The sequence below is a fragment of the Shewanella sp. ANA-3 genome, from assembly GCF_000203935.1.
Classification (GTDB): domain Bacteria; phylum Pseudomonadota; class Gammaproteobacteria; order Enterobacterales; family Shewanellaceae; genus Shewanella.
In genome coordinates this window covers 2,175,281-2,196,124 of record NC_008577.1, presented here as the reverse complement: position 1 = coordinate 2,196,124, position 20,844 = coordinate 2,175,281, and the positions used below count along the sequence as shown (strand labels likewise).

The following is a 20,844-nucleotide window of genomic DNA, read 5'->3' as shown; positions in this document are numbered from 1 at the left end:
TCTATGGATATTTTGACTTGGGCAGCGTTATCCGTCGATGAACAAAAAGCCGCGCTCCAACGCTCGCCTTTAATCGGTGACAGCGGCTTAGAACAAAGTGTTCGGGCGATTGTCGATGCCGTGGCTAGCCGTGGCGATGCGGCGCTGAAAGAGTTTAATCAAAAGTTTGATGGCTTTAATAGCGCCAATATCGACAGTCTGCGCTTAAGTGAAAGCGAGATTAGCGCCGCCAGCGCACGAGTCTCGGCAGAACTTAAAGCCGCCATTGCCCAAGCGATGGCCAATATTGATGTGTTCCACAGCGCGCAGCAATTTCGCCCCATAGACATTGAAACCCAAGCGGGTGTTCGCTGCGAGCTTCGTAGCGAACCGATTGAAAAAGTCGGTTTATATATTCCCGGCGGCAGCGCGCCTCTCATTTCGACCGTGATGATGTTGGCCCTGCCCGCCAAAATTGCCGGTTGCGAAAAACGCGTATTGGTGAGTCCGCCGCCGATTAACGATGCCATTGTGTATGCGGCAAACGCCTGTGGGATCACCGAAATTTACCAAGTGGGTGGCGCGCAGGCCATTGCCGCATTGGCCTTTGGCACTGAATCTATTCCTAGCGTCGATAAGATTTTTGGTCCGGGTAATCGTTATGTCACCGAAGCCAAACGCTTAGTCTCCCAAGATGGGCGCTGCACTGTGTCTATCGATATGCCTGCGGGGCCTTCCGAGGTGTTGGTGATTGCCGATAGCGATGCCAATGCGCAGTTTATTGCCGCGGATTTACTCTCCCAAGCGGAGCATGGCCCAGATTCGCAGGTCATTTTAGTCACGGATTCTGAGCCATTAGCACAGGCAGTCAATCAAGCGCTCGCGTCACAACTGGCCGCCCTACCGCGCCAAGAGATTGCCACGACCGCCCTAAAAGGCAGCCGCACCATTTTGGTAAAAGATATGCAAGAAGCGGCGCTCGTTTCAAATCGCTATGGGCCCGAACACTTAATTATTCAAACCCGCTTCCCAGGGGACGTGCTAAAACATATTCGGGCCGCAGGCTCAGTGTTTTTAGGCGCTTATACACCTGAATCGGTTGGGGATTATGCCAGTGGGACTAACCATGTATTGCCAACTTACGGTTATAGCCGCGCGGTATCTAGCCTCTCCTTGGCAGACTTTAGCCGCCGCTTTACGGTGCAAGAGCTCAGCGCCAAGGGCCTGCTCGGACTCGGACAAGCGGTGATGACCCTGGCCAGTAATGAGTTACTCGATGCCCATAAAAATGCGGTCGCGATACGCTTAGCCAGTCTTAAGGACTGATGAAAATAAGTAACGCAATCAACAGTACGCTTAATTAACGCCATAGCGAGACTTAGGATGAATAGGATGAGCCAAGTGCCAACTAGCCAAGCCCCAACGAGCCCAGCACCGGCGAGCAATGTGCCTGTGACAAAGATTCCGAGCGCCAATTGCGCCAGTAATACTCTCGACAACAATACTCTCGATAACGTAAACATCGAGCCAACAACTCTGGCCGCACGTCTTGCGCGGCCAGAACTGCTCGAGTTAACGCCCTACCAAAGTGCTCGCAGACTGGGTGGTCGAGGGGATATTTGGATCAACGCTAACGAATCGCCCTTCAATAATGTGGCGGTTGCCGAACTCGATTTATCTAAGTTAAATCGTTACCCCGAGTGCCAACCGCCCGCGTTGATCAATGCCTACAGCCAATATAGTGGTGTAGTGGAGAGTAAAATTGTCGCCAGTCGCGGTGCCGATGAGGCCATCGAACTGCTGATCCGTGCCTTTTGTGTCCCTGGCATCGATTCCATTGCGACCTTTGGGCCCACTTACGGCATGTACGCCATTAGCGCGCAAACCTTTAATGTGGGCGTTAAGGCATTAAGCTTAACGGCTGAGTACGGTCTCCCTGCCGACTTTGCGACGGCTGCACGCGGCGCTAAATTAGTTTTTATCTGCAATCCTAATAACCCAACCGGCACTGTGATTGACAAGGCGCGCATAGAGCAAGCCATCCAAGCCCTGCCCGACGCCATTGTTGTCGTCGATGAGGCTTATATCGAGTTTTGCCCAGAATATAGCGTCGCCGATTTACTCGAGTCTTACCCAAACCTTGTGGTGCTGCGCACCCTTTCAAAGGCCTTTGCCTTAGCAGGCGCCCGCTGCGGCTTTTTGCTCGCCAATGAAGAGATTATCGAAATCATCATGCGGGTCATTGCGCCCTATCCCGTGCCATTGCCCGTGAGTGAAGTGGCCGTGCAAGCGCTATCAGCAGCAGGAATTGCGCGGATGAAAACCCAAGTCAAAGAGCTCAATGCGCAGGGCGAGCGACTCGCGGCGGCGCTGAATTTGTACTGCGAGCAATGGGGCGGCGCCGTGCTAACACCCAATGGCAACTATGTGCTCGCCGAATTTGACGACGTGGCCAAAGTGGCACAGCTGCTTATCGATAATGGCATTGTCGCGCGGGCCTATAAGGACCCAAGGCTGGCTAAAGCCATTCGTTTTAGCTTTAGCTCTCAGGCTGATACCGACCGCTTAGTGTCGCTATTTGAATCGCAAAAGCTATGAGCATTTAGCGCAAGTCTTGTCGCAGCATTGGCCTAATAAACTGATTTTATAAAGATAACAAACTGAATTGAAAGGTAGCAGCATGAACCCAGTATTTACCCCTAATGTCGCCCAGAAAATACTCTTTATCGACCGCGATGGCACCTTGATTGAAGAGCCCATCACCGACAAACAAGTCGATAGCCTCGCCAAACTGGTATTCGAGCCCCAAGTGATCCCAGCCTTACTGCGCCTGCAAAAAGCCGGGTTTAGGTTGGTGATGGTTAGCAATCAGGACGGACTCGGTACCCCTTCCTTCCCGCAGGAAGATTTCGATGCGCCGCACAATATGATGATGCAAATCCTCTCCAGCCAAGGGGTTAAGTTTGAAGATGTACTGATCTGCCCGCACTTTAACGATGAAAACTGCAGCTGCCGTAAACCTAAACTTGGGCTGGTGAAAGACTTTTTGACCCAAGGCACCATCGATTTTACCCAGTCCGCCGTGATTGGTGACAGACACACAGATGTAGAACTGGGCAATGCCATGGGGATAAAAAGCTTTCAATATCAGCGTGGCAGCCTAGGCTGGGACGCAATTGCCGATGCCTTACTCAACAAGGGCCGCACCGCAACAGTTGTACGTACCACCAAGGAAACCGATATTCGCGTAACTGTCGATCTCGACAATCCCAGCAAAGGCGCCATCAACACCGGCATTGGTTTCTTCGACCATATGCTGGATCAAATCGCCACCCACGGAAACTTCAAAATGGAGGTGAATGTCGATGGCGATCTTGAAATAGACGATCACCACAGCGTTGAAGACACGGCATTAGCGATTGGGGATGCACTGCGCCAAGCACTGGGCGATAAACGCGGTATTGCCCGTTTTGGTTTTAGTTTGCCGATGGATGAGGCCAAGGGCGAATGCTTACTCGATCTCTCCGGCAGGCCTTTTATTAAATTCGCCGCCCAATTTGAACGGGAAAAAGTCGGTGAAATGGCCACCGAAATGGTGCCGCACTTTTTCCGCTCCTTTGCCGATGGCCTACGCTGCACCCTACATGTGGCCGCCGAGGGAGACAACGATCACCACAAGGTCGAGGCGCTATTTAAAGTACTGGGCCGCGCGCTACGTCAGGCCGTCAAAGTTGAAGGCGATGTCTTGCCATCGAGTAAAGGCGTGCTCTAACACCTCACTCAATCTGAGTTAGGTGCTTAATGACCTGATGCAGATTGATTAGCGAATAATACAAAGCCTGATGATTTTAACGAGGGCAGTTCCGGAATGCGGCGACAAGCCACTTCCCCCACTGACCCATCAATAGGAAAACCCAATGTCAGCAAACATAGATGAATTTGATGTTGTCATCATAGACACAGGTTGCGCCAACTTAAGCTCGGTCCGTTTCGCCTTTGAGCGCCTCGGCGCTAAGGTGTTAGTCACCGATGACAAGGCCAGCATTAAAGCCGCCAAACGTGTGGTACTGCCAGGTGTCGGCAGCGCTGGCGCCGCGATGGCTTCGTTAACGGAAAAAGCCTTAGTCGAATTAATCCAAGGGTTAACTCAACCCGTGCTGGGCGTCTGTTTAGGGATGCAAATGCTCACCCTGCTCTCTAAAGAACGCGGCGGCCAAGCGTTAGATTGCCAATGCTTAGGCATTATTCCAACCGAGATTGACGAGCTAGACCGTCAAATACTGAAGGCCGAAGGTTTACCTCTGCCGCACATGGGCTGGAACCAACTGACCTTTAGCAATCCGTCTCAGGTTCACCCGCTGTTTACCGGTGTTCCAGCTGGCAGTTATGTGTATTTTGTGCACAGCTACCGCGCGCCATTAAGCGACTACACCTTGGCACAATGCCGTTATGGTGAAGACTTTAGCGCCGCCATCGGTAAAGACAACTTTATGGGCGTGCAATTTCACCCCGAAAAGAGCGCCGCCGTGGGTGCGCAAATCCTAGGTAACTTTTTAAAAATGCAGTAAATGCACCAAAAAGAATTTAAGGACAACAGATGATCATTCCAGCAATTGATTTAATTGATGGCCAGATAGTTAGGCTCTACCAAGGGGATTATGGGCAGCAGACCACTTTCGATTTAAGCCCGCAGACCCAGTTGCAATCCTACCAAGACCAAGGGGCAAGCTGGCTGCATATAGTAGATTTAACTGGCGCCAAAGAACCCGCTAAACGCCAAACGGCTTTGATTGCTAAGCTGACAGCGGGGCTTAACGCCAATATTCAAGTGGGCGGCGGGATCCGCACTGAAGAGCAAGTCGCCGAGTTATTGTCCCTTGGGGTAAAACGCGTGGTAATAGGCTCGCTCGCCGTCAAAGAGCCCGAGTTAGTCAAAGGCTGGTTTAACAAGTTTGGCAGCGAGGCAATTTGCCTGGCACTGGATGTGAATATCAATCAGAACGGCGAGAAAATCGTCGCGGTTTCTGGCTGGCAAAGCGGTGGCGGTAAGAGTCTAGAATCTATCGTCGAGGACTTTAGCCAAGTGGGACTTAAACATGCGCTGGTGACTGACATCAATCGCGATGGCACCCTCACTGGCGCCAATACCGCACTCTACCGTGAGCTATCCAGCCACTATCCCCATATCGCTTGGCAAGCCTCGGGCGGCATTGCCACCCTTGAGGATGTTGCCGCCGTCAGAGACAGTGGCGCCGCGGGGATCATTATCGGTAAAGCTTTACTTATCAATCAGTTTAATGTGGCGGAGGCAATCCAATGCTGGCCAAACGAATAGTCCCCTGTTTAGATGTGAAAGATGGCTGCGTGGTCAAGGGCGTACAGTTTCGCAACCATGAAATTGTTGGCGACATAGTACCTCTCGCGGCGCGTTACGCCGCAGAGGGCGCCGACGAACTGGTGTTTTACGATATCACCGCCAGTGCCCATGACCGAGTGGTCGATAAGTCTTGGGTGAGCCGAGTGGCGGAGCAAATCGATATCCCCTTCTGCGTTGCCGGCGGCATTAAAACCATCGGCCAGGCGCGCGAGTTACTGGCCTTTGGCGCGGATAAGATTTCGGTCAACTCACCCGCTCTTAGCGATCCGAGTTTAATCTCACGCCTGCAGGATGAATTCGGCCGTCAATGCATAGTGATCGGCATAGACTCTTTTTATGATGCGGCAAGCGACAGTTATAAGGTGAAGCAATTTACCGGCGATGAAGCCGCCACCAAAGAAACCGCTTGGTACACTCAGGATTGGGTCGAAGAAGTACAAAAACGCGGCTGCGGCGAAATCGTGCTCAACGTGATGAACCAAGATGGCGTGCGCGGTGGCTATGATATCAAACAGTTAAGCCTAGTACGCCAGCTGTGCGATGTGCCCTTAATCGCCTCGGGCGGCGCTGGCACTATGACACATTTTCGCGATGTGTTTATCGAGGCTAAGGTGGATGCAGCGCTAGCGGCCAGCGTGTTCCATAAAGCCATTATCAATATCGGCGAGTTAAAACAGTATTTAGCGGCCGAAGGCATCGCCATCCGCCAGTAACTCAACATCAGTAGCGATTGATAGAAATAATAAGGTATACAGATATGACAACTGGAACCACTTCAAGCTGTTGCCAAGGCCCTGCAAGCGCAGAACTGGTTAATAGCCTCGACTGGGAAAAACAACAGGGGCTTATCCCTGCAGTTATCCAAAATCATCTATCGGGCAAAGTGTTAATGCTCGGATTTATGGATAAAGCCGCGCTGCAGCACACACTGGCAACCGGTGATGTGACGTTTTTTAGCCGCTCTAAGCAACGTTTATGGACCAAGGGTGAAACCTCGGGCCATACCCTAAAATTGGTTGCCATCGATAAAGACTGTGATAACGACAGCCTGTTAGTGCAGGTATTGCCCAATGGCCCAACCTGCCATAAAGGCACCGAAAGCTGCTGGCTCGATGGCAATGCTCACCCGTTTTTAAATAATCTGGCCGAGCTTATCGCCTCGCGTAAGGGGCAAAACCCTGAGTCGAGCTACACCGCTTCCCTTTTTGCCCGTGGTACTAAGCGCATCGCCCAAAAAGTCGGTGAAGAAGGATTAGAAACCGCCTTGGCCGCTGCGACTCACGATAAGGATGAGCTGATTAACGAGGCATCGGATCTGGTGTATCACTTATTAGTCTTACTTGAAGATCAATCACTAAGCTTAAGTGATATCAACGCCAATTTGCTCGCCCGCCATCAAAAGGCGCAGCAAAAGTAGTCCGCTTTCAAACATCGCAGTACCACTCTGTCGCATTCCTTTGGGTCTGCGGCAGAGTACTCTCCATTTAGCCCCATTTACATGCTTTTTACGTGTCAATTTGCTTGTCTATTTGTGTGCTTTAGCCAACCCAAATCCCGCTTCTACAGTCTGTTTTGTAATCCTTAACCTGGGCTAAAAACGGCACGACGTCACACAAATTGTACACTTGGCTCCTGACAAAAAATCAGCAAAATACTGTTGTAATGGTTGACAAGTACACCTTAACTGCCTATCGTAGCCAGCGTCCTCGAGCCCGCACCGAGGCATTAACGCAACTTATTAACATTTAAGATAAATTTAACAACATGGCGAATTGCCTTAGTTATGTGATGTGATCAAGCCATTAGATGTGATCAAGCCACAAGATGTCATTAAGTGCCGAATTAACCCCAAGCAAAGGCGAGTGTTATGCGTATTACCACAGCTTATTATCCCTATCTGTAGCCGCAATGGCATAGATAGGCACACTCGCCTGACCTTCCATTGTGGCCATATCCCCAACGATCCGCAGATTGCGCCACGATCCCAATACAGGTACACCCAGGTACCCTTTAGATCCCAGTTTCACGCGCCACTCTGCACAGCTCCTCAATAAAGCACTCATCTAACACAGTTGAGCCATTAATAAAGACGTTTGAGCGTAAAGTTATGACACAAAATAAATTTTTCGGCAGTTTGCTACTGATTGCAGGCACCACCATCGGCGCGGGCATGCTTGCACTTCCTATCGCCTCGGCAGGACTCGGTTTTGGTGTATCGAGCCTGATCATGTTGCTCCTCTGGGCGCTCATGGCCTACACCGCCCTGCTGATGGTTGAAATCCATCAATTTGCCCCGAGCGATGCGAGTCTGAACCAATTAGCCCGCACGCTTTTGGGCGCCAAGGGCCAAGTGATTGCCAGTATTGCACTGATGTTTTTACTCTACGCCCTGTGCGCCGCCTACATCGCAGGCGGCGGCGAGCAAGTCAATCAAAAGCTCAATGCTTGGTTAGGGTTAGAACTGCCAACGCAGGCGGGCGCCATCTTCTTTACCCTGTTAATCGGCACCATAGTCGGCTTAGGCACCCATTGTGTCGATTTGATTAACCGCGTGCTCTTTAGTTTAAAAATCATTGCGTTGATCCTAATGCTGGCCCTATTACTGCCGCAGGTCGAAGGCACACATTTACTCGAGTTGCCACTAGAGCAAGGGCTTATCGTGTCAGCTATTCCAGTGATTTTTACCTCCTTTGGATTTCATGGTTCGATTCCATCCGTGGTGCGCTACTTAGGCGTTGAGGTAAAAAGCCTGCGTAAAATCATGCTGCTTGGCTCGGCGTTACCGCTACTGATTTACCTGCTGTGGCAACTGGGCAGCCAAGGCGTGCTCAGCCAAAGCCAACTGATGACGAATCAGAGTCTTTCAGGCTTTATCAATCAGTTAGCCAGCGTTTTGCACAGCCAATACTTAAGTTCTGCCATCAGTGTGTTTGCCGATCTTGCACTGGCAACCTCCTTTTTAGGGGTGAGCCTAGGTCTGTTTGACTTTATGGCGGCTAACTTAAGACAGCAGGATAATGCCGCGGGTCGCAGTATCACCGCCGCCATTACCTTCGTGCCACCTCTGGGTTTTGCCCTCTTTTACCCGCAGGGATTTATTACCGCCCTCGGTTATGCGGCGATCGCCCTCGTGATCCTCGCGATTTTTTTACCTGTGACCATGGTGTGGGTACAAAGACAAACGCGCGATAAGGCAAACCTACCTCAAGGTTACCGCGTCGCGGGGGGGAAGCTTGGTTTATTGTTAGCTATGCTCTGCGGAGTGGCCGTGATTGGCGCTCAGCTCTTGGGATAAGCTGCGCGGATAAACAATCGGGATAACGCTATTTTGCTTTAAGCCGTATAAGTGCCTGTAAAATCAAGATGAATAATGACAGACACTCAGTCTTGCTTCGCGCAAGATTGCCAAGTTCTTTATTAGTCAGCCAGCGGCTTGAGTGTTAAACTGCCGCTAATCCCGCTTGCCGCTGAGCATAGGCAGGCCCAAATCGCCTCACGCTCCCACGGGGAACAATAGCTAGGCGCTGATGATAAGGATGACAGTAAAACCCAATGGTTAACACGCCGACATCGCCAAATCAGGAGACTGCCGAGCACTCGCATCAGGCGATGCCTCAAGAGGCGACTGCGGCCGCAGCGCCACATTCGGCGGCGTCTCGCCGCGGTTCTACACTCAAAAAGCGCCTAAAACAAAGCCTGATTGCCACCACAGTGGCCGGCCTGTTAGCTGGCGCGGCGCTAACCATTTGGATAGTCAACAGCCAAACCGAAGCCCTGATCCTTCGTGTCGCAAATTACGCATTAAGCGGTATGGACGGTGAGCTTAGCGATATTCGTTTAGGCCCCATGGGTTTAGAACATTGGCACATTCGCTCTGCGAGCCTGCGTGTACATGACTCGCATTTAGTGATTAATAATCTTGATATTCAGCTTGAACTCAACTGGCCCAAGAGCCTTGAAGAACTGAAGCAACTTGTCCAAGTTGAGAGTTTGACTCAAAAAATCAAGCGTATTAGCACGGGCGAGATAGACGTTGAACTCGGCGCATCGCTGCTGGAGCGAAGCCCCACCATCGCCGATGAACAAACGCCAGCGTTGGCGTTAAATATCAAATCCTTACCGTTAATTGATATAGGTAAAACCACACTCAGATTAGCGCCGCAAGCTGAGCTTCCCGCCTATCAGCTGGTGATGGATAAACTCAGCCTGAATCATCAAGGTGAATTAACTACAGCCTTTAGCAGCCCTGAGGGTGAGCCGTTAGTCCAGCTTGCCGCCACGCTAGGCAACGAACAATGGCGCCTCAAGAGCGAACTGAATATCGCGCCGCTACTGGAAAACCTGCATCAAATTGGCCTGCGCCAAACCCAAGGGAGCATCCTCAGCCAACTAACTCTGTGGGATCAACAGTGGCAGCAACTTGGGATAGGCTTAAGTGGGCAACTCAGCTCTGAGAGCACGATGACACTCGCCAGCGGCGAAATCACAAGCCGCCACCGCATTCAGCAGCCTAACATCAGCTTAAGCCATTTTGCCGACTTAACGCTCGCGCCCCAGCCGGCTTTGGGGTTTGAGCTTAGTGGATCACTTGCCTCGCTCAATCTCACCCTTGAGCCCTTTAGCCTTGCGCTTACGCCGAATGCGGCACAGCACACGCAGCTATTAGCGGCGCTTAATCAGTCTCTGCAATTGAACGATGAAAACTCTCAAGCGCTCCTTACCCTGCTCTCGGGGCTGAAAAGCACCGAGGCGCCCGTGGGTCTTGGCTTTTCGATGACAGCGCCGCTGCACTATGCGCTGACATCTCAAGCGAGCCCCCATAAACCAATAGCGCTGCCCGCAATAGAGTTAACCACCCTAGGCTGTAAGCTTGAGACGCGCATTCACTTGCAAGAGACCCAGTTAACGCCCACACCAGATGCTTGGAATGTCGCGAGCCGCTGGCAACTGGCGCTTAAGCAAACTTCCCCACTGACGCTGCGAGACCTCTGGCACGTAGCCCCGCAGGATCTCAGTTGGGGCGCGGGAATGCTGCAAACGGCGGGTCAGGTCAGTGTTGCTCAATCGGCTCAAGGACTGAACTGGCAAGTCAGCACTGCCCCAGTGACGAGTGACTCAAGTGACTCAAGTGACACTCTGCAATTTGCGCTGGAAGATGTGCAGCTACAACAAACAGCGCAAGCCGCCGAGCACCAAACGAAACAGACGCAGTTAAGCCTTGGCAGTATTCAACTCAACGCCAAGTCCCCCTTGGCCGCAAGTGCAACCCCGTTAGCGACTCAGGATACTACTGGCGCACAATCGACCGAGTTTGCCTTCAAGCTGCCGCCTTTATCGCTCGCCTTGTCGCAGCTGCGCGTGAGCCAAGCGGTAGAGAATCTTGCGGGCAACAACAGCACCGCGACTGCAATACAGAGCAGTCGCAATGATATTAGCCTCAAGGCGTTTTCCCTTGAGACATCAAAGCCGATGACCCTCGATTACTCGTCGCTGCAATCCATTGTAAATACTATTCAATCGAGTCAGTTGACTAACCAAGTTAACTGGCAAGCGCAGCAACTCTTGATTGAAAAGCAGCTCAGCGCCAAAGGCCGAACACGTAAGCAGACTGTGCTTAAACTGGATAATTTAACGCTCGCGCAGACATTAAACTGGCAAAACCAACGTCTTCACGGCCATGAGCAGTGGCAAGTCGGCAAGGTTGCGCTACAAAGCGATCATCAATTACAGTTCGCCGCGCCTCACAAGCCCCTGCTGTTAACGGGCCAGTGGGTTGTCGATACCAGCATGACAGAGGCGCTATCTTTGCTTAATCAAACCCAGCCCTTGCCCGCTGAGTTAAATGTGACCGGTCATAACCAATTACAGGCACAATTTAAGCTGACACATGAGCCAGAGCAGACCCAATTTGCGATGCAAATTACCCAGTCGATGACAGAGCTGGAAGGTTTTTATCAAGACACGACCTTTGAGGGCGGGAAATTACAGGCCCAATGCGAGTTCACCTGGGGGCAATCCTACAAGTCGCCGCAAGCGCCAGGCTATTTCAGCAGTTTAAGCCGACTAAACTGCCCGCAAACCATGATGACTTTTAACTTGTTCGATCCCGGCTTCCCCTTGACCGATATCGAAGTGGAGGCCGATATTGTCCTCGCCAAGGATGCTGAGAAGCTTCCCGACAATTGGCTGCAACAACTCACGGGCTTAAGCGATACCGATGTCTCGATGACCGCCAAGGGTAAAGTATTGAGCGGCCAGTTTTTACTGCCTGATTTTAATTTAAAATTGCAGGACAAATCCCACGCCTATCTATTATTGCAGGGCATGAGCCTTGAAGAAGTGCTGCGGATTCAGCCGCAAATTGGTATTTATGCCGATGGTATTTTCGATGGTGTGTTACCCGTGGATTTGGTCGATGGCAAAGTCTCGATCAGCGGCGGCCAACTGGCGGCCCGCGCGCCCGGCGGTCTCATCGCCATTTCGGGTAATCCTGCGGTCGATCAAATGCGCCAATCGCAGCCTTATCTCGATTTTGTATTTTCGGCGCTAGAACATTTAGAATACAGCCAGTTATCCAGTAGTTTCGATATGGATCAAACCGGCGATGCCAACTTATTAGTGGAAGTCAAAGGCCGCAGCCGAGGGATTGAACGCCCCATCCACTTGAATTACTCTCATGAAGAGAACATGCTGCAATTATTCAGGAGTCTTCAGATTGGTAACGATCTGCAGGACAGAATCGAAAAATCCGTGAAGTAACAAGGAAACCTCAGTGAAGATCATTCAATTACAGCAAGTGAGTTTAGGTACATTGCTGCTACTGGCGGCATTGCAAGGCTGTGCCCCAACGGTAAAGATTGAGCCGCCTGACAAACCGATTGTGATTAATCTCAATGTGAAAATTGAACACGAGATAAAAATCAAAGTGGATAAGGAGCTAGATCAGCTTCTATCAGATGATAAGTTGTTCTAATCACAAAGAATTGAGGAATATACAATGAAATCAATGCCACTCAAAACCCTGCTACAAAAGCCAACATTACTGCTGTTGCTCGGCCTGAGTTTATTCAGCTTAAATGCCTTTGCCATGTCATTGCAGGAAGCTAAATCCCAAGGTTACTTAGGTGAGCAGCTCAATGGCTATTTGGGTCTAGTGCAAAATAATAGCGAGGCCAAGGCCGTGATGGACGATGTGAACAACAAACGCCGCGCCCATTACGAAACCATCGCTAAAAAGAACAATATCTCCGCCGCCGATGTAGCCAAACTTGCCGGTGAAAAAGCCATCGCCGCCACAGATAAAGGCAACTATGTGCAAAACGCCCAAGGAAAATGGGTTAAAAAATAGTGAGTTAGCACTTCCAAGCGACTAAGCAATGACAAAAACGCCTGCAATTGCAGGCGTTTTTGTATCAAACATCTCTTGCAGATTGACCCTCTCAATACGATTGCACTTGCTAAAGTCTCAAGAGATGAAGTTAAATTTGTACGCGATTTTTACTACCGAGTGATATACAGCTCTTCAACCACGAATTGCCAGCCTTGTTTCTGCATACACTGGACGAGTAAAACACTGCGAAGCGCATGGCTAGGCAACATGTCAGCAGATGAGCTCAACTGTTCCAAACACAAATTCAGCGCCTGAACTTGCTCAGCTTGTCGCTCAGCCGTCATCTGATTGGCTCCTTCATTGCCAATTGGCACCCATGATTTAAAGTAACCAAGATGGGGCGCGATTACTTCAAGTCCCGTCAACTCTTGGCTTGTTTGTTCATAGGTCCCCCTCGTATGGCAACCAAACAACATGGTGAGTGAGCAACACAAAATCAGCAGTTTACCCATAGTTTCCTAAAGCAGATAAGTTGAGGTTAGGCCCACATTGCTCATGGTTATCAATTAGCTATCAGAGCAGCCAGCGAGCCTAATATTTGATGCCTTAAATAACGTTTGCTCAATCCAATCCCGAAAGTATGAAATACGTGAGTAATGTTCAATCACGCCATACTTGCCCTCTTCCCAATTGGTTGACTCGGCATTTTGTCATGAGCTAACACCGATAAGGCAAACTGAATCGGCCGAGGTGAGGTACGCGGGGCCACCCGAATCTCTAGGGCCACTTATCCCCTCCAACGGCAAGGCATTCGCGTCGCGGTCAAAGACAAATTGCAGCCATTGTTCCTGCACCCCGACCACGGCATTGTGGGCCGCGCGTAATTGTTTATCGGCCCCCGCGACGCCCACCAGCCCATTACCATAATCGCCGCGTCCAATGAAGGTGGCGATTTTGCCCGTTTAGGTAGAGGCATGATTCAATTTAGCGAATGTTGCATCTTCAATGGGAGAAGCCAATTGAACCAATGCAATGTCATTGGGAAAGTGCCTTTCTTTCCAAAGTGGATGTTTTATCACCTCTTTAATCGAGTAAAAATCCGTTTTAAATTGCACTTTATTGCCAGTCTTTAGCTCATTGGCCACGTGCGCCGCCGTCACAATCCATTGCTTATCGATAAGGCTGCCAGTGCCAAGCACGATTTCATCACCTTTATAAAGTCCTAAAAAGGTGACCGTCGAATTATCGCTTTGCGCCGCCGCTTGATATTTCGCGTCTTCCACATCATGCCTAATAATCATGGCATTGGCGGTACTTGCAATCGCCAGTAACAGAACGAACATCCATTTCATATTGAACTCCCTATCGTTGTATGTTGTCTTTCGCCACTATTCAGTTAACCGCGCACTTAGCCGTGACATAAGTTGGTATGAAGTAGAATTAACCGTGGTTAAATCTATCGCATTAAAGAGATGGTTTTAACCCTATATCAGCACAGACTTCGGCTAACATTTCTGCCGTCATTCCTGCTGGCAGTTTATCCAGTTTTGGCAGGGCGAATTGCTGCTGCAGTTTTGCGTCGCCACTGGTGATATCCTCAATCCAAGCGCTAAAGAAAGACACTCTGGAATACACTTCCACCACGCCATACTTGCCTATTTCGCCTCCACCCACTCTGGAGCTGATCCCAAGTAAGTAATGTATGCCCTCAAGCGTGAGATAGGCTGGACCACCACTATCACCGCCGCCAGAAACCCCTTCCAAGGGTAGCGCCTCATCCCCCGAATCGAATGTAAATGTTAATAATGGCCCTTGGGCAAATTCGACGCTATTTTGCGCTTTGCGCAGCACTCCTGCATTGGCGCCATTATCCACGGTTTGCCCCGTTAAACCATTTCCGGTGCCACCCGCCCCGATAAACCAGATGTTTTTGCCTAATTCATCGGATTGCTCGTAGAGTCGAGCAGGCGTCACGTCTGTTACGGGGTCGACTAATTTGATTAATGCAATGTCATGGCTAATGCCTGGCTGATATTTCTTATGCACAAATACACTGTCGACCTTATGGTCAGTATCCAGTATCCGAATATCACTCCCGGGGGTGATGCAAAAAGTGGCGTGAGCCGCAGTCACAATCCAATCTGGCTTGATTAAGACGCCATGGGCGCCATCGGTATAAAAAGTGGCTAAGGGTGGAAAATCGCTCGCATCAGCAAGGTACTTTTGCGCATCCACATCGTGGCGCACCACTAGGGCCGATGCCGATAGGCTAAAACAGAGGAGTAAAATCGTTAGAGTGATACGCATTATGTCCCTATGCCATTTAGATTGGGCGAGCGGATTAACTCAAATAAAATGCCCACACTAAGACGGTAACTACCGAGTGATTAAGGCAATGCTATTGCACCCAGCCATTCCTATTAAACCCGATATTCCTATTGGCGAGAACTTAACAGCTTTTTCTTATTTGAGATATAGCCGCTGCATTCAAATCATTCAGGCGCAATGGAACAACATGACATGTTGAATGACATCGCAATTTGTCCGTAGAAAATAAAAAGCGCGGTGAACTTAATGTTCACTGCGCTTTTTATATTAAACCCTAAAGTTTAACTCTAGGGTTTAATGCTTGGGGGTTAACGCTAGGCAGCCTTATTTAAAATACAAGCTATGGAATTTAAGGTGCTCTTCGATAAAGCTCGCAATAAAATAATAGCTATGGTCGTATCCCGCCTGCATACGCAAATCTAAGGGGTAACCTTTTGCTTTGGCAATATCACTGAGCGTTTGCGGCATCAGTTGCGCCTCTAAAAAGCTGTCGGCGTCACCTTGGTCGACTAATACGGGCACTTCGTTAATCGCCAATTTGAGTAACTCACAGGCATCGTATTGGCGCCAGTGCTCGCGATTCTCGCCCAAATACTCGGTAAAAGCTTTAATCCCCCAAGGCGCGTTGCTTGGATTACTGATAGGACTAAAGGCCGAGATTGAACTGTATCTGTGGGGATTGGTTAACCCTATCACTAACGCGCCATGCCCGCCCATCGAATGGCCAGAGATAGCGCGTTGATCTGTCACGGGGAAATTGGCTTCGATCAGCGCAGGCAATTCATGCACTATATAGTCGTACATTTTATAGTGACGATTCCAAGGCGCTCTGGTCGCGTTCAAATAAAACCCCGCGCCTAAGCCTAAGTCATAGGCTTTATCCGGTGCATCGGCAACATCATCACCACGCGGGCTGGTATCGGGGGCAACGATGGCTATCCCCAATTGAGCCGCAATACGCTGCGCGCCCGCCTTCTGCATAAAGTTTTCGTCGGTACAGGTGAGACCCGATAGCCAATACAACACAGGCACAGGTTTGTTGGCCGCCTCCGGAGGCAGGTAAATCGCAAAGCGCATCTCGCAATTCAGCGCCTGAGATTGATGGCGATACTGTTTGTGCCAACCACCAAAGCTCTTGTTACAGCTGATATTTTCTATGGTCATGTCAATCCCTTTCCTGTTCACTTTTAGCGTTTAGCTTGCCGTTCAAGGCCCTATCACAAGCTTAAAACGCATAAGCAGCAGATAAGCCGTTAGCGGTTATCTGCTGCTGTGATGGCAAACTGAGCGCTTATTTATCGAAATGGATCACGCTGCGAATGCTCTTGCCTTCATGCATCAAGTCGAAGGCTTCGTTAACTTGCTCAAGTCCCATAGTGTGGGTGATAAAGTCATCGAGCTTAAACTCACCCGCTAGGTATTGTTCAACGATTTTAGGTAATTGCGAGCGTCCTTTCACGCCACCGAAGGCAGAACCACGCCATACGCGGCCCGTCACCAGTTGGAATGGACGGGTAGAAATCTCCTGCCCTGCGCCCGCAACCCCAATGATCACTGACTCGCCCCAGCCCTTGTGGCAACACTCGAGCGCGCTGCGCATCACATTGACATTACCGATACATTCGAAGGAGTAATCCACGCCGCCATCGGTCATTTCGACAATCACCTCTTGAATGGGTTTGTCGAAATGTTTCGGGTTAATACAATCGGTTGCCCCTAATTTACGGGCAAGTTCAAATTTAGATTCATTGATATCGATGGCAATGATCCGGCTGGCTTTAGCCATGGTCGCACCAATAATGGCCGAAAGACCGATACCGCCAAGGCCGAAAATCGCCACGGTCGCGCCTTCTTCCACTTTAGCCGTGTTCATCACAGCGCCCATACCTGTTGTCACACCACAACCCAGCAAACAGATTTCTTCTAATGGCGCAGTTTTATTAACCTTAGCCAATGAAATTTCAGGTAATACCGTGTATTCAGAGAAGGTAGAACAACCCATGTAATGGAAAATGGGCTGGCCATCTTTATAGAAACGCGTGGTGCCATCTGGCATCAAACCTTTGCCTTGGGTTGCACGGATCTTCTGGCACAGGTTTGTTTTACCCGATAAACAGAATTTACATTCACCACACTCAGGCGTGTAGAGAGGGATCACATGGTCGCCCACCTGCACGCTGGTCACGCCTTCGCCCACTTGCTCAACAATACCACCGCCCTCATGGCCGAGGATCGCTGGGAACACGCCCTCTGGATCGTCACCACTTAAGGTAAACGCATCAGTATGGCAAACCCCAGTCGCCACGATGCGAACTAACACTTCGCCGGCTTTTGGTAACATCACATCGACTTCTTCAATCTTGAGCGGCTGTCCCGGGCCCCAGGCCACGGCGGCCTTTGACTTGATAAACTGTGGTTTTTCGTTCGACATGCTTGTCTTTCCTTCTTTTAATCAATGGGCTTATCGATTTACGGCTTACCCTAGCCCTACTCGCTTGTAAGCATAGATTGAGGTGGACGGATAAGCTTAAAAATAGTGTGCGGTAATGCAGTCACTAGATTGTATTTATTTCCTGATGATTGATAATCTAGCATTTTGGCAATTCATTTTTACCGAGAAGCAACAATGTACCTTTGGGATGGCATATCAGAATTTGTAGCAGTAGCCGAAGTCGAGAACTTTACCTTGGCCGCACTGCGCCTCAATGTGTCCACCGCCCACGTGAGTCGGCAAATCGGTGCACTGGAAAATCGACTCGGTACTAAGCTGTTTTATCGTACAACACGCAAGGTATCGCTCACCGAAGAAGGCACGATTTATTATCGTCATTGCCGCCAATTGCAAACAGGCCTCGAGGAGGCCGAGCGGGCGATTACCGATCTAAAAGGTTCGCCCCAAGGATTGGTAAAACTCACCGCACCCGTGGCCTACGGCGAAAAATTTATCATGCCATTACTCAATGATTTTATGGTGCAATATCCCAGCGTGGAATTTAATGTCGACTTGACCAACAGAACCTTAGATTTGATTGAAGGCGGCTACGATTTGGCCATTCGCCTTGGTAAACTCGCCGACTCCAGCCTGATGGCTAAACCCTTGAGTAGCCGCACCCATTATGTGGCCGCCTCGCCCAGTTACGTTGAAAAATACGGTGAGCCCCATACGCTTTCGGAGTTAAATCAACATAATTGCCTGATCGGGAATCACAATTACTGGCGCTTTATTGAAAATGGCCGCGAGCGCAATATTAAGGTACGTGGCAACCTTATCTGCAACAGCGGTTACGCCCTGCGAGATGCAGCATTAAAGGGTATAGGAATAGTGCAACTCCCTGATTATTATATTGAAGAAGATATACATGCAGGCCGACTCATCTCATTCCTCGACGCGCACCGCGAAGCTAAAGAAGGCATTTGGGCGCTCTATCCGCAGAATCGTCACCTGAGCGCAAAAGTGCGGGTATTAGTGGATTATCTCGCGGAAAAACTGGCGATGGAGGATGCGTAGTAACGAGTCCATTGCAGCGAACCAAAGTAACAAATCACCCAATCTTGCGACCAATAACGCGCTTGAGCTTGACGGATTACTGGCTATTTAGCGCCAGTTTTCCCTCAAGGTGTAGTACAACATCCCTAGCGCAAGGGCCTGATTACCAAACCATTCATTCAATGGGATCCGGATATGACGCATGGAGGCGAAGAGATCGAACTCTCGCATTTGACCATCGATCGCCTGCCCCATGATCTCGGCCATAATATGGGAAGTCGCCACGCCATGGCCCGAATATCCCTGACAATAGAAGATATTCGGCGCAATCTTGCCCAGCTGGGGAATACGGTTAATCACTATCCCCGCCATGCCAGCCCAGGCAAATTCAATGTCGACGCCCTTTAACTGGGGGAAAGTGCGTTCAATCGCCGGACGCAGCTCGGCGGCAACGTTTTTAGGATCGCGGCCGCTGTAATTGGTGCCGCCCCCAAACATCAAACGGTTATCGGCGGTTAAGCGGTAATAATCCAGTACAAAGCGGCAATCATACACGGCTAAATCCTGCGGATTGAGTTGCTTAGCTAAATCTTCTGGCAATTGTGCCGTCGCGCAATTACCAAGGGAGGCCGGAAATAACATGCCCCGCAGCTGAGGTCGGCCTAATTTGTGATAGGCATTACCGGCGATAAGCACACTGTTTGCCTTCACCCTGCCCTTTGGCGTGACCACAGTTGCGAGCTCTCCTTGCTGAATATCCAGCACCTGCGAATGTTCAAAAATCTTAGCGCCTAAGGAAGCCGCGGCTCGTGCCTCACCAAGACATAAATTCACCGAATGCAGATGCATATTCCGCCGATTGACCAGCCCCCCGTGGTACAAGGGCGAAGCTAAGTAGGCGGGCATCTCCTGCGCTGGCACTAAGGTCATCAATTCCCCCATGCCACGGCGATTAGCTTCATCAAACATTTGCTGTAACTCGACCATATGTGCGGGGCGATACGCCGTTTGGATATGGCCAAATTTTAAATCACAATCAATGCCATACTTCGCCACTCTGTTTTTGATAATATCGTGGCCGCGCCAACGAAGGTTCCACACATAATCTTCAGCCTCCTGACCAAGCTGACGCCGCAATTGCTTGGTCATGGCGGCATCGCCGGACAAACTCCCCGTCACTTGGCCGCCATTTCGCCCTGTGGCCCCCCAGGCAATCTTATTGGCCTCAAGTAACGCCACTTGGTAACCCTTTTCGGCCAATTCGACCGCCGTTGCCACACCGGTAAATCCACCGCCGATAATGGCCACATCGACCCGAATATCGCCTTCAAGTTCAGGATAATTAGACTCTTGCTTGATGGTGGCATTGTAATAAGACGCGCAACGTTTAGCAGACATAGGGATCCTTTGAACAGATTTAAGCTGTTTTTGTTTTATATTTTTTACATTTGTTCAGAATTTTTGAGTATATCTAAGCTAATATCGTGGTCAACAGAAGATTGTAGGAACGGAATGAAACTCAAGCAGTGCACCCATCCAGAATCGTGCTTATCAATAGAATTCACCGCCGCATTGGCTTAAGCTACAGACCATTACAACCACGAGGGCTGACTGATACAACGCAATATCTGTAGGACAAACATTCTGTCAGCCCCTCGCAAGGAAAAATTTAGGACATACCATGTTTCAGGACTCTCAAACGCTGCCTAGCTTGCTGCCCTTTTCTCAAGCCTGTGAAAATAACAAAGCGCCCATACTCGCCGTGCTACAAACCGCCTTTGCCAGCGCCAAACAGGTGCTTGAAATTGGCAGCGGCACGGGACAACACGCGGTCTACTTTGCCGAAAATCTGCCTCAGCTTTTTTGGCAAACCAGCGATCAAACCGATTACCTTGAAGGCATTAGCGCAAGATGCCGCCAACAAGGGCATCAAAAAGGCATCAACAACCTCGGCTTGCCCTTCGCACTCGATGTCACCCAACCTTGGCCCATCGATAACATCCGTATCGACGCCGTGTTCAGTGCCAATACCCTGCACATTATGAGTCAAACCATGGTTGAAGCCTTCTTTGCTGGCTTGGGCCAATATTTGCCACAACTCAAGACCCTCTGTATTTACGGCCCTTTTAACTACCAAGGCCAGTTTACTAGCGACAGCAATCGTCAATTTGATCAGTATTTAAAACAAAGAGATAGTGAGAGTGGGATTCGGGACATAGAATGGATTATTCAGCTCGCCCAAGCGCAAGGTATCACACTGATTGCAGATACCGCCATGCCAGCCAATAATCGGCTGCTGCATTTTTCAAAACACGCCACTGACTGATACTAAGTAAAACACTA

20 protein-coding genes are annotated in these 20,844 nt (G+C 50.1%); 13 read left to right on the top strand and 7 right to left on the bottom strand.

The window, feature by feature from the left end:
* Window positions 1-3: 3 nt before the first annotated feature.
* The 11 genes from hisD to SHEWANA3_RS09725 all read left to right on the top strand — a co-directional run bounded on the left by hisD (window position 4) and on the right by SHEWANA3_RS09725 (window position 12,704).
* Window positions 4-1,305, top strand: a complete 1,302-nt coding sequence (hisD, locus tag SHEWANA3_RS09780; RefSeq protein ID WP_011716858.1) for a histidinol dehydrogenase — start codon at window positions 4-6, stop codon at window positions 1,303-1,305.
* 66 nt (window positions 1,306-1,371) lie between these two features.
* The gene (hisC, locus tag SHEWANA3_RS09775; protein ID WP_011716857.1) at window positions 1,372-2,577 is read left to right on the top strand and encodes a histidinol-phosphate transaminase; all 1,206 of its coding nucleotides are present in this window, start codon (window positions 1,372-1,374) and stop codon (window positions 2,575-2,577) included.
* Between the two features lie 82 nt (window positions 2,578-2,659).
* On the top strand, window positions 2,660-3,751 hold the full coding sequence (gene hisB / locus SHEWANA3_RS09770) for a bifunctional histidinol-phosphatase/imidazoleglycerol-phosphate dehydratase HisB (protein ID WP_011716856.1): 1,092 nt from the start codon (window positions 2,660-2,662) through the stop codon (window positions 3,749-3,751).
* Window positions 3,752-3,896: 145 nt separating this feature from the next.
* Entirely contained in the window at window positions 3,897-4,547 is a 651-nt protein-coding gene (hisH, locus tag SHEWANA3_RS09765; RefSeq protein ID WP_011716855.1) for an imidazole glycerol phosphate synthase subunit HisH, read from the top strand.
* Window positions 4,548-4,576: 29 nt separating this feature from the next.
* Complete coding sequence (gene hisA / locus SHEWANA3_RS09760; protein ID WP_011716854.1) at window positions 4,577-5,314, top strand: 1-(5-phosphoribosyl)-5-[(5-phosphoribosylamino)methylideneamino]imidazole-4-carboxamide isomerase; 738 nt, start codon at window positions 4,577-4,579, stop codon at window positions 5,312-5,314.
* The gene (hisF, locus tag SHEWANA3_RS09755; protein WP_011716853.1) at window positions 5,296-6,069 is read left to right on the top strand and encodes an imidazole glycerol phosphate synthase subunit HisF; all 774 of its coding nucleotides are present in this window, start codon (window positions 5,296-5,298) and stop codon (window positions 6,067-6,069) included. Before hisA ends, hisF begins: the two co-directional genes overlap by 19 nt.
* 44 nt (window positions 6,070-6,113) lie before the next feature.
* A complete protein-coding gene (hisIE, locus tag SHEWANA3_RS09750; protein WP_011716852.1) occupies window positions 6,114-6,773 on the top strand; it encodes a bifunctional phosphoribosyl-AMP cyclohydrolase/phosphoribosyl-ATP diphosphatase HisIE in 660 nt (219 codons plus the stop codon).
* A 690-nt stretch (window positions 6,774-7,463) separates the two neighbouring features.
* Window positions 7,464-8,651: an aromatic amino acid transport family protein gene (locus SHEWANA3_RS09740; RefSeq protein WP_011716851.1), complete on the top strand. Its 1,188-nt coding sequence runs from the start codon at window positions 7,464-7,466 to the stop codon at window positions 8,649-8,651.
* 257 nt (window positions 8,652-8,908) lie between these two features.
* Window positions 8,909-12,115, top strand: coding sequence for a YdbH domain-containing protein (locus SHEWANA3_RS09735; protein WP_011716850.1), 3,207 nt, complete (start codon window positions 8,909-8,911; stop codon window positions 12,113-12,115).
* Between the two features lie 13 nt (window positions 12,116-12,128).
* Entirely contained in the window at window positions 12,129-12,329 is a 201-nt protein-coding gene (locus SHEWANA3_RS09730) for a YnbE family lipoprotein (RefSeq protein ID WP_011716849.1), read from the top strand.
* 24 nt (window positions 12,330-12,353) lie between these two features.
* Window positions 12,354-12,704, top strand: coding sequence for a YdbL family protein (locus SHEWANA3_RS09725; RefSeq protein ID WP_011626323.1), 351 nt, complete (start codon window positions 12,354-12,356; stop codon window positions 12,702-12,704).
* Between the two features lie 152 nt (window positions 12,705-12,856).
* On the opposite strand, the gene SHEWANA3_RS09720 is transcribed toward SHEWANA3_RS09725, so the two are convergent.
* From SHEWANA3_RS09720 to SHEWANA3_RS09700, 6 genes are all read right to left on the bottom strand, one after another.
* A complete protein-coding gene (locus SHEWANA3_RS09720) occupies window positions 12,857-13,198 on the bottom strand; it encodes a hypothetical protein (protein ID WP_011716848.1) in 342 nt (113 codons plus the stop codon).
* Between the two features lie 198 nt (window positions 13,199-13,396).
* On the bottom strand, window positions 13,397-13,597 hold the full coding sequence (locus SHEWANA3_RS23780) for a hypothetical protein (protein WP_244096606.1): 201 nt from the start codon (window positions 13,595-13,597) through the stop codon (window positions 13,397-13,399).
* A gap of 51 nt (window positions 13,598-13,648) precedes the next feature.
* On the bottom strand, window positions 13,649-14,038 hold the full coding sequence (locus SHEWANA3_RS23775) for a trypsin-like serine protease (RefSeq protein WP_244096605.1): 390 nt from the start codon (window positions 14,036-14,038) through the stop codon (window positions 13,649-13,651).
* Between the two features lie 112 nt (window positions 14,039-14,150).
* Window positions 14,151-14,993 carry a trypsin-like serine protease gene (locus SHEWANA3_RS09710; protein WP_011716847.1) on the bottom strand — a complete coding sequence of 281 codons (843 nt, stop codon included), beginning with the start codon at window positions 14,991-14,993 and terminating at the stop codon, window positions 14,151-14,153.
* A 345-nt stretch (window positions 14,994-15,338) separates the two neighbouring features.
* Window positions 15,339-16,178, bottom strand: a complete 840-nt coding sequence (gene fghA, locus SHEWANA3_RS09705; protein ID WP_011716846.1) for an S-formylglutathione hydrolase — start codon at window positions 16,176-16,178, stop codon at window positions 15,339-15,341.
* Window positions 16,179-16,305: 127 nt separating this feature from the next.
* Window positions 16,306-17,445: an S-(hydroxymethyl)glutathione dehydrogenase/class III alcohol dehydrogenase gene (locus tag SHEWANA3_RS09700; protein WP_011622557.1), complete on the bottom strand. Its 1,140-nt coding sequence runs from the start codon at window positions 17,443-17,445 to the stop codon at window positions 16,306-16,308.
* Window positions 17,446-17,640: 195 nt separating this feature from the next.
* Here SHEWANA3_RS09700 and SHEWANA3_RS09695 point away from each other — a divergent pair, with 195 nt between their 5' ends.
* A complete protein-coding gene (locus SHEWANA3_RS09695; RefSeq protein ID WP_011716845.1) occupies window positions 17,641-18,522 on the top strand; it encodes a LysR substrate-binding domain-containing protein in 882 nt (293 codons plus the stop codon).
* An 87-nt stretch (window positions 18,523-18,609) separates the two neighbouring features.
* Here the strand turns inward: SHEWANA3_RS09695 and SHEWANA3_RS09690 are convergent, their stop codons facing one another.
* Window positions 18,610-19,899, bottom strand: a complete 1,290-nt coding sequence (locus SHEWANA3_RS09690; RefSeq protein ID WP_011716844.1) for an FAD-binding oxidoreductase — start codon at window positions 19,897-19,899, stop codon at window positions 18,610-18,612.
* 283 nt (window positions 19,900-20,182) lie between these two features.
* Here SHEWANA3_RS09690 and SHEWANA3_RS09685 point away from each other — a divergent pair, with 283 nt between their 5' ends.
* Window positions 20,183-20,827 carry a DUF938 domain-containing protein gene (locus tag SHEWANA3_RS09685; RefSeq protein ID WP_011716843.1) on the top strand — a complete coding sequence of 215 codons (645 nt, stop codon included), beginning with the start codon at window positions 20,183-20,185 and terminating at the stop codon, window positions 20,825-20,827.
* Window positions 20,828-20,844 lie beyond the last annotated feature (17 nt).

Excerpts from the sequence above, each read along its gene's own strand:
- hisD (WP_011716858.1), top strand. The coding sequence starts at position 4 with ATGGATATTTTGACTTGGGCAGCGTTATCCGTCGATGAACAAAAAGCC.
- hisC (WP_011716857.1), top strand. The coding sequence starts at position 1,372 with ATGAGCCAAGTGCCAACTAGCCAAGCCCCAACGAGCCCAGCACCGGCG.
- hisB (WP_011716856.1), top strand. The coding sequence starts at position 2,660 with ATGAACCCAGTATTTACCCCTAATGTCGCCCAGAAAATACTCTTTATC.
- hisH (WP_011716855.1), top strand. The coding sequence starts at position 3,897 with ATGTCAGCAAACATAGATGAATTTGATGTTGTCATCATAGACACAGGT.
- hisA (WP_011716854.1), top strand. The coding sequence starts at position 4,577 with ATGATCATTCCAGCAATTGATTTAATTGATGGCCAGATAGTTAGGCTC.
- hisF (WP_011716853.1), top strand. The coding sequence starts at position 5,296 with ATGCTGGCCAAACGAATAGTCCCCTGTTTAGATGTGAAAGATGGCTGC.
- hisIE (WP_011716852.1), top strand. The coding sequence starts at position 6,114 with ATGACAACTGGAACCACTTCAAGCTGTTGCCAAGGCCCTGCAAGCGCA.
- SHEWANA3_RS09740 (WP_011716851.1), top strand. The coding sequence starts at position 7,464 with ATGACACAAAATAAATTTTTCGGCAGTTTGCTACTGATTGCAGGCACC.
- SHEWANA3_RS09735 (WP_011716850.1), top strand. The coding sequence starts at position 8,909 with ATGGTTAACACGCCGACATCGCCAAATCAGGAGACTGCCGAGCACTCG.
- SHEWANA3_RS09725 (WP_011626323.1), top strand. The coding sequence starts at position 12,354 with ATGAAATCAATGCCACTCAAAACCCTGCTACAAAAGCCAACATTACTG.
- SHEWANA3_RS09720 (WP_011716848.1), bottom strand. The coding sequence starts at position 13,198 with ATGGGTAAACTGCTGATTTTGTGTTGCTCACTCACCATGTTGTTTGGT.
- SHEWANA3_RS23775 (WP_244096605.1), bottom strand. The coding sequence starts at position 14,038 with ATGAAATGGATGTTCGTTCTGTTACTGGCGATTGCAAGTACCGCCAAT.
- SHEWANA3_RS09710 (WP_011716847.1), bottom strand. The coding sequence starts at position 14,993 with ATGCGTATCACTCTAACGATTTTACTCCTCTGTTTTAGCCTATCGGCA.
- fghA (WP_011716846.1), bottom strand. The coding sequence starts at position 16,178 with ATGACCATAGAAAATATCAGCTGTAACAAGAGCTTTGGTGGTTGGCAC.
- SHEWANA3_RS09700 (WP_011622557.1), bottom strand. The coding sequence starts at position 17,445 with ATGTCGAACGAAAAACCACAGTTTATCAAGTCAAAGGCCGCCGTGGCC.
- SHEWANA3_RS09695 (WP_011716845.1), top strand. The coding sequence starts at position 17,641 with ATGTACCTTTGGGATGGCATATCAGAATTTGTAGCAGTAGCCGAAGTC.
- SHEWANA3_RS09690 (WP_011716844.1), bottom strand. The coding sequence starts at position 19,899 with ATGTCTGCTAAACGTTGCGCGTCTTATTACAATGCCACCATCAAGCAA.
- SHEWANA3_RS09685 (WP_011716843.1), top strand. The coding sequence starts at position 20,183 with ATGTTTCAGGACTCTCAAACGCTGCCTAGCTTGCTGCCCTTTTCTCAA.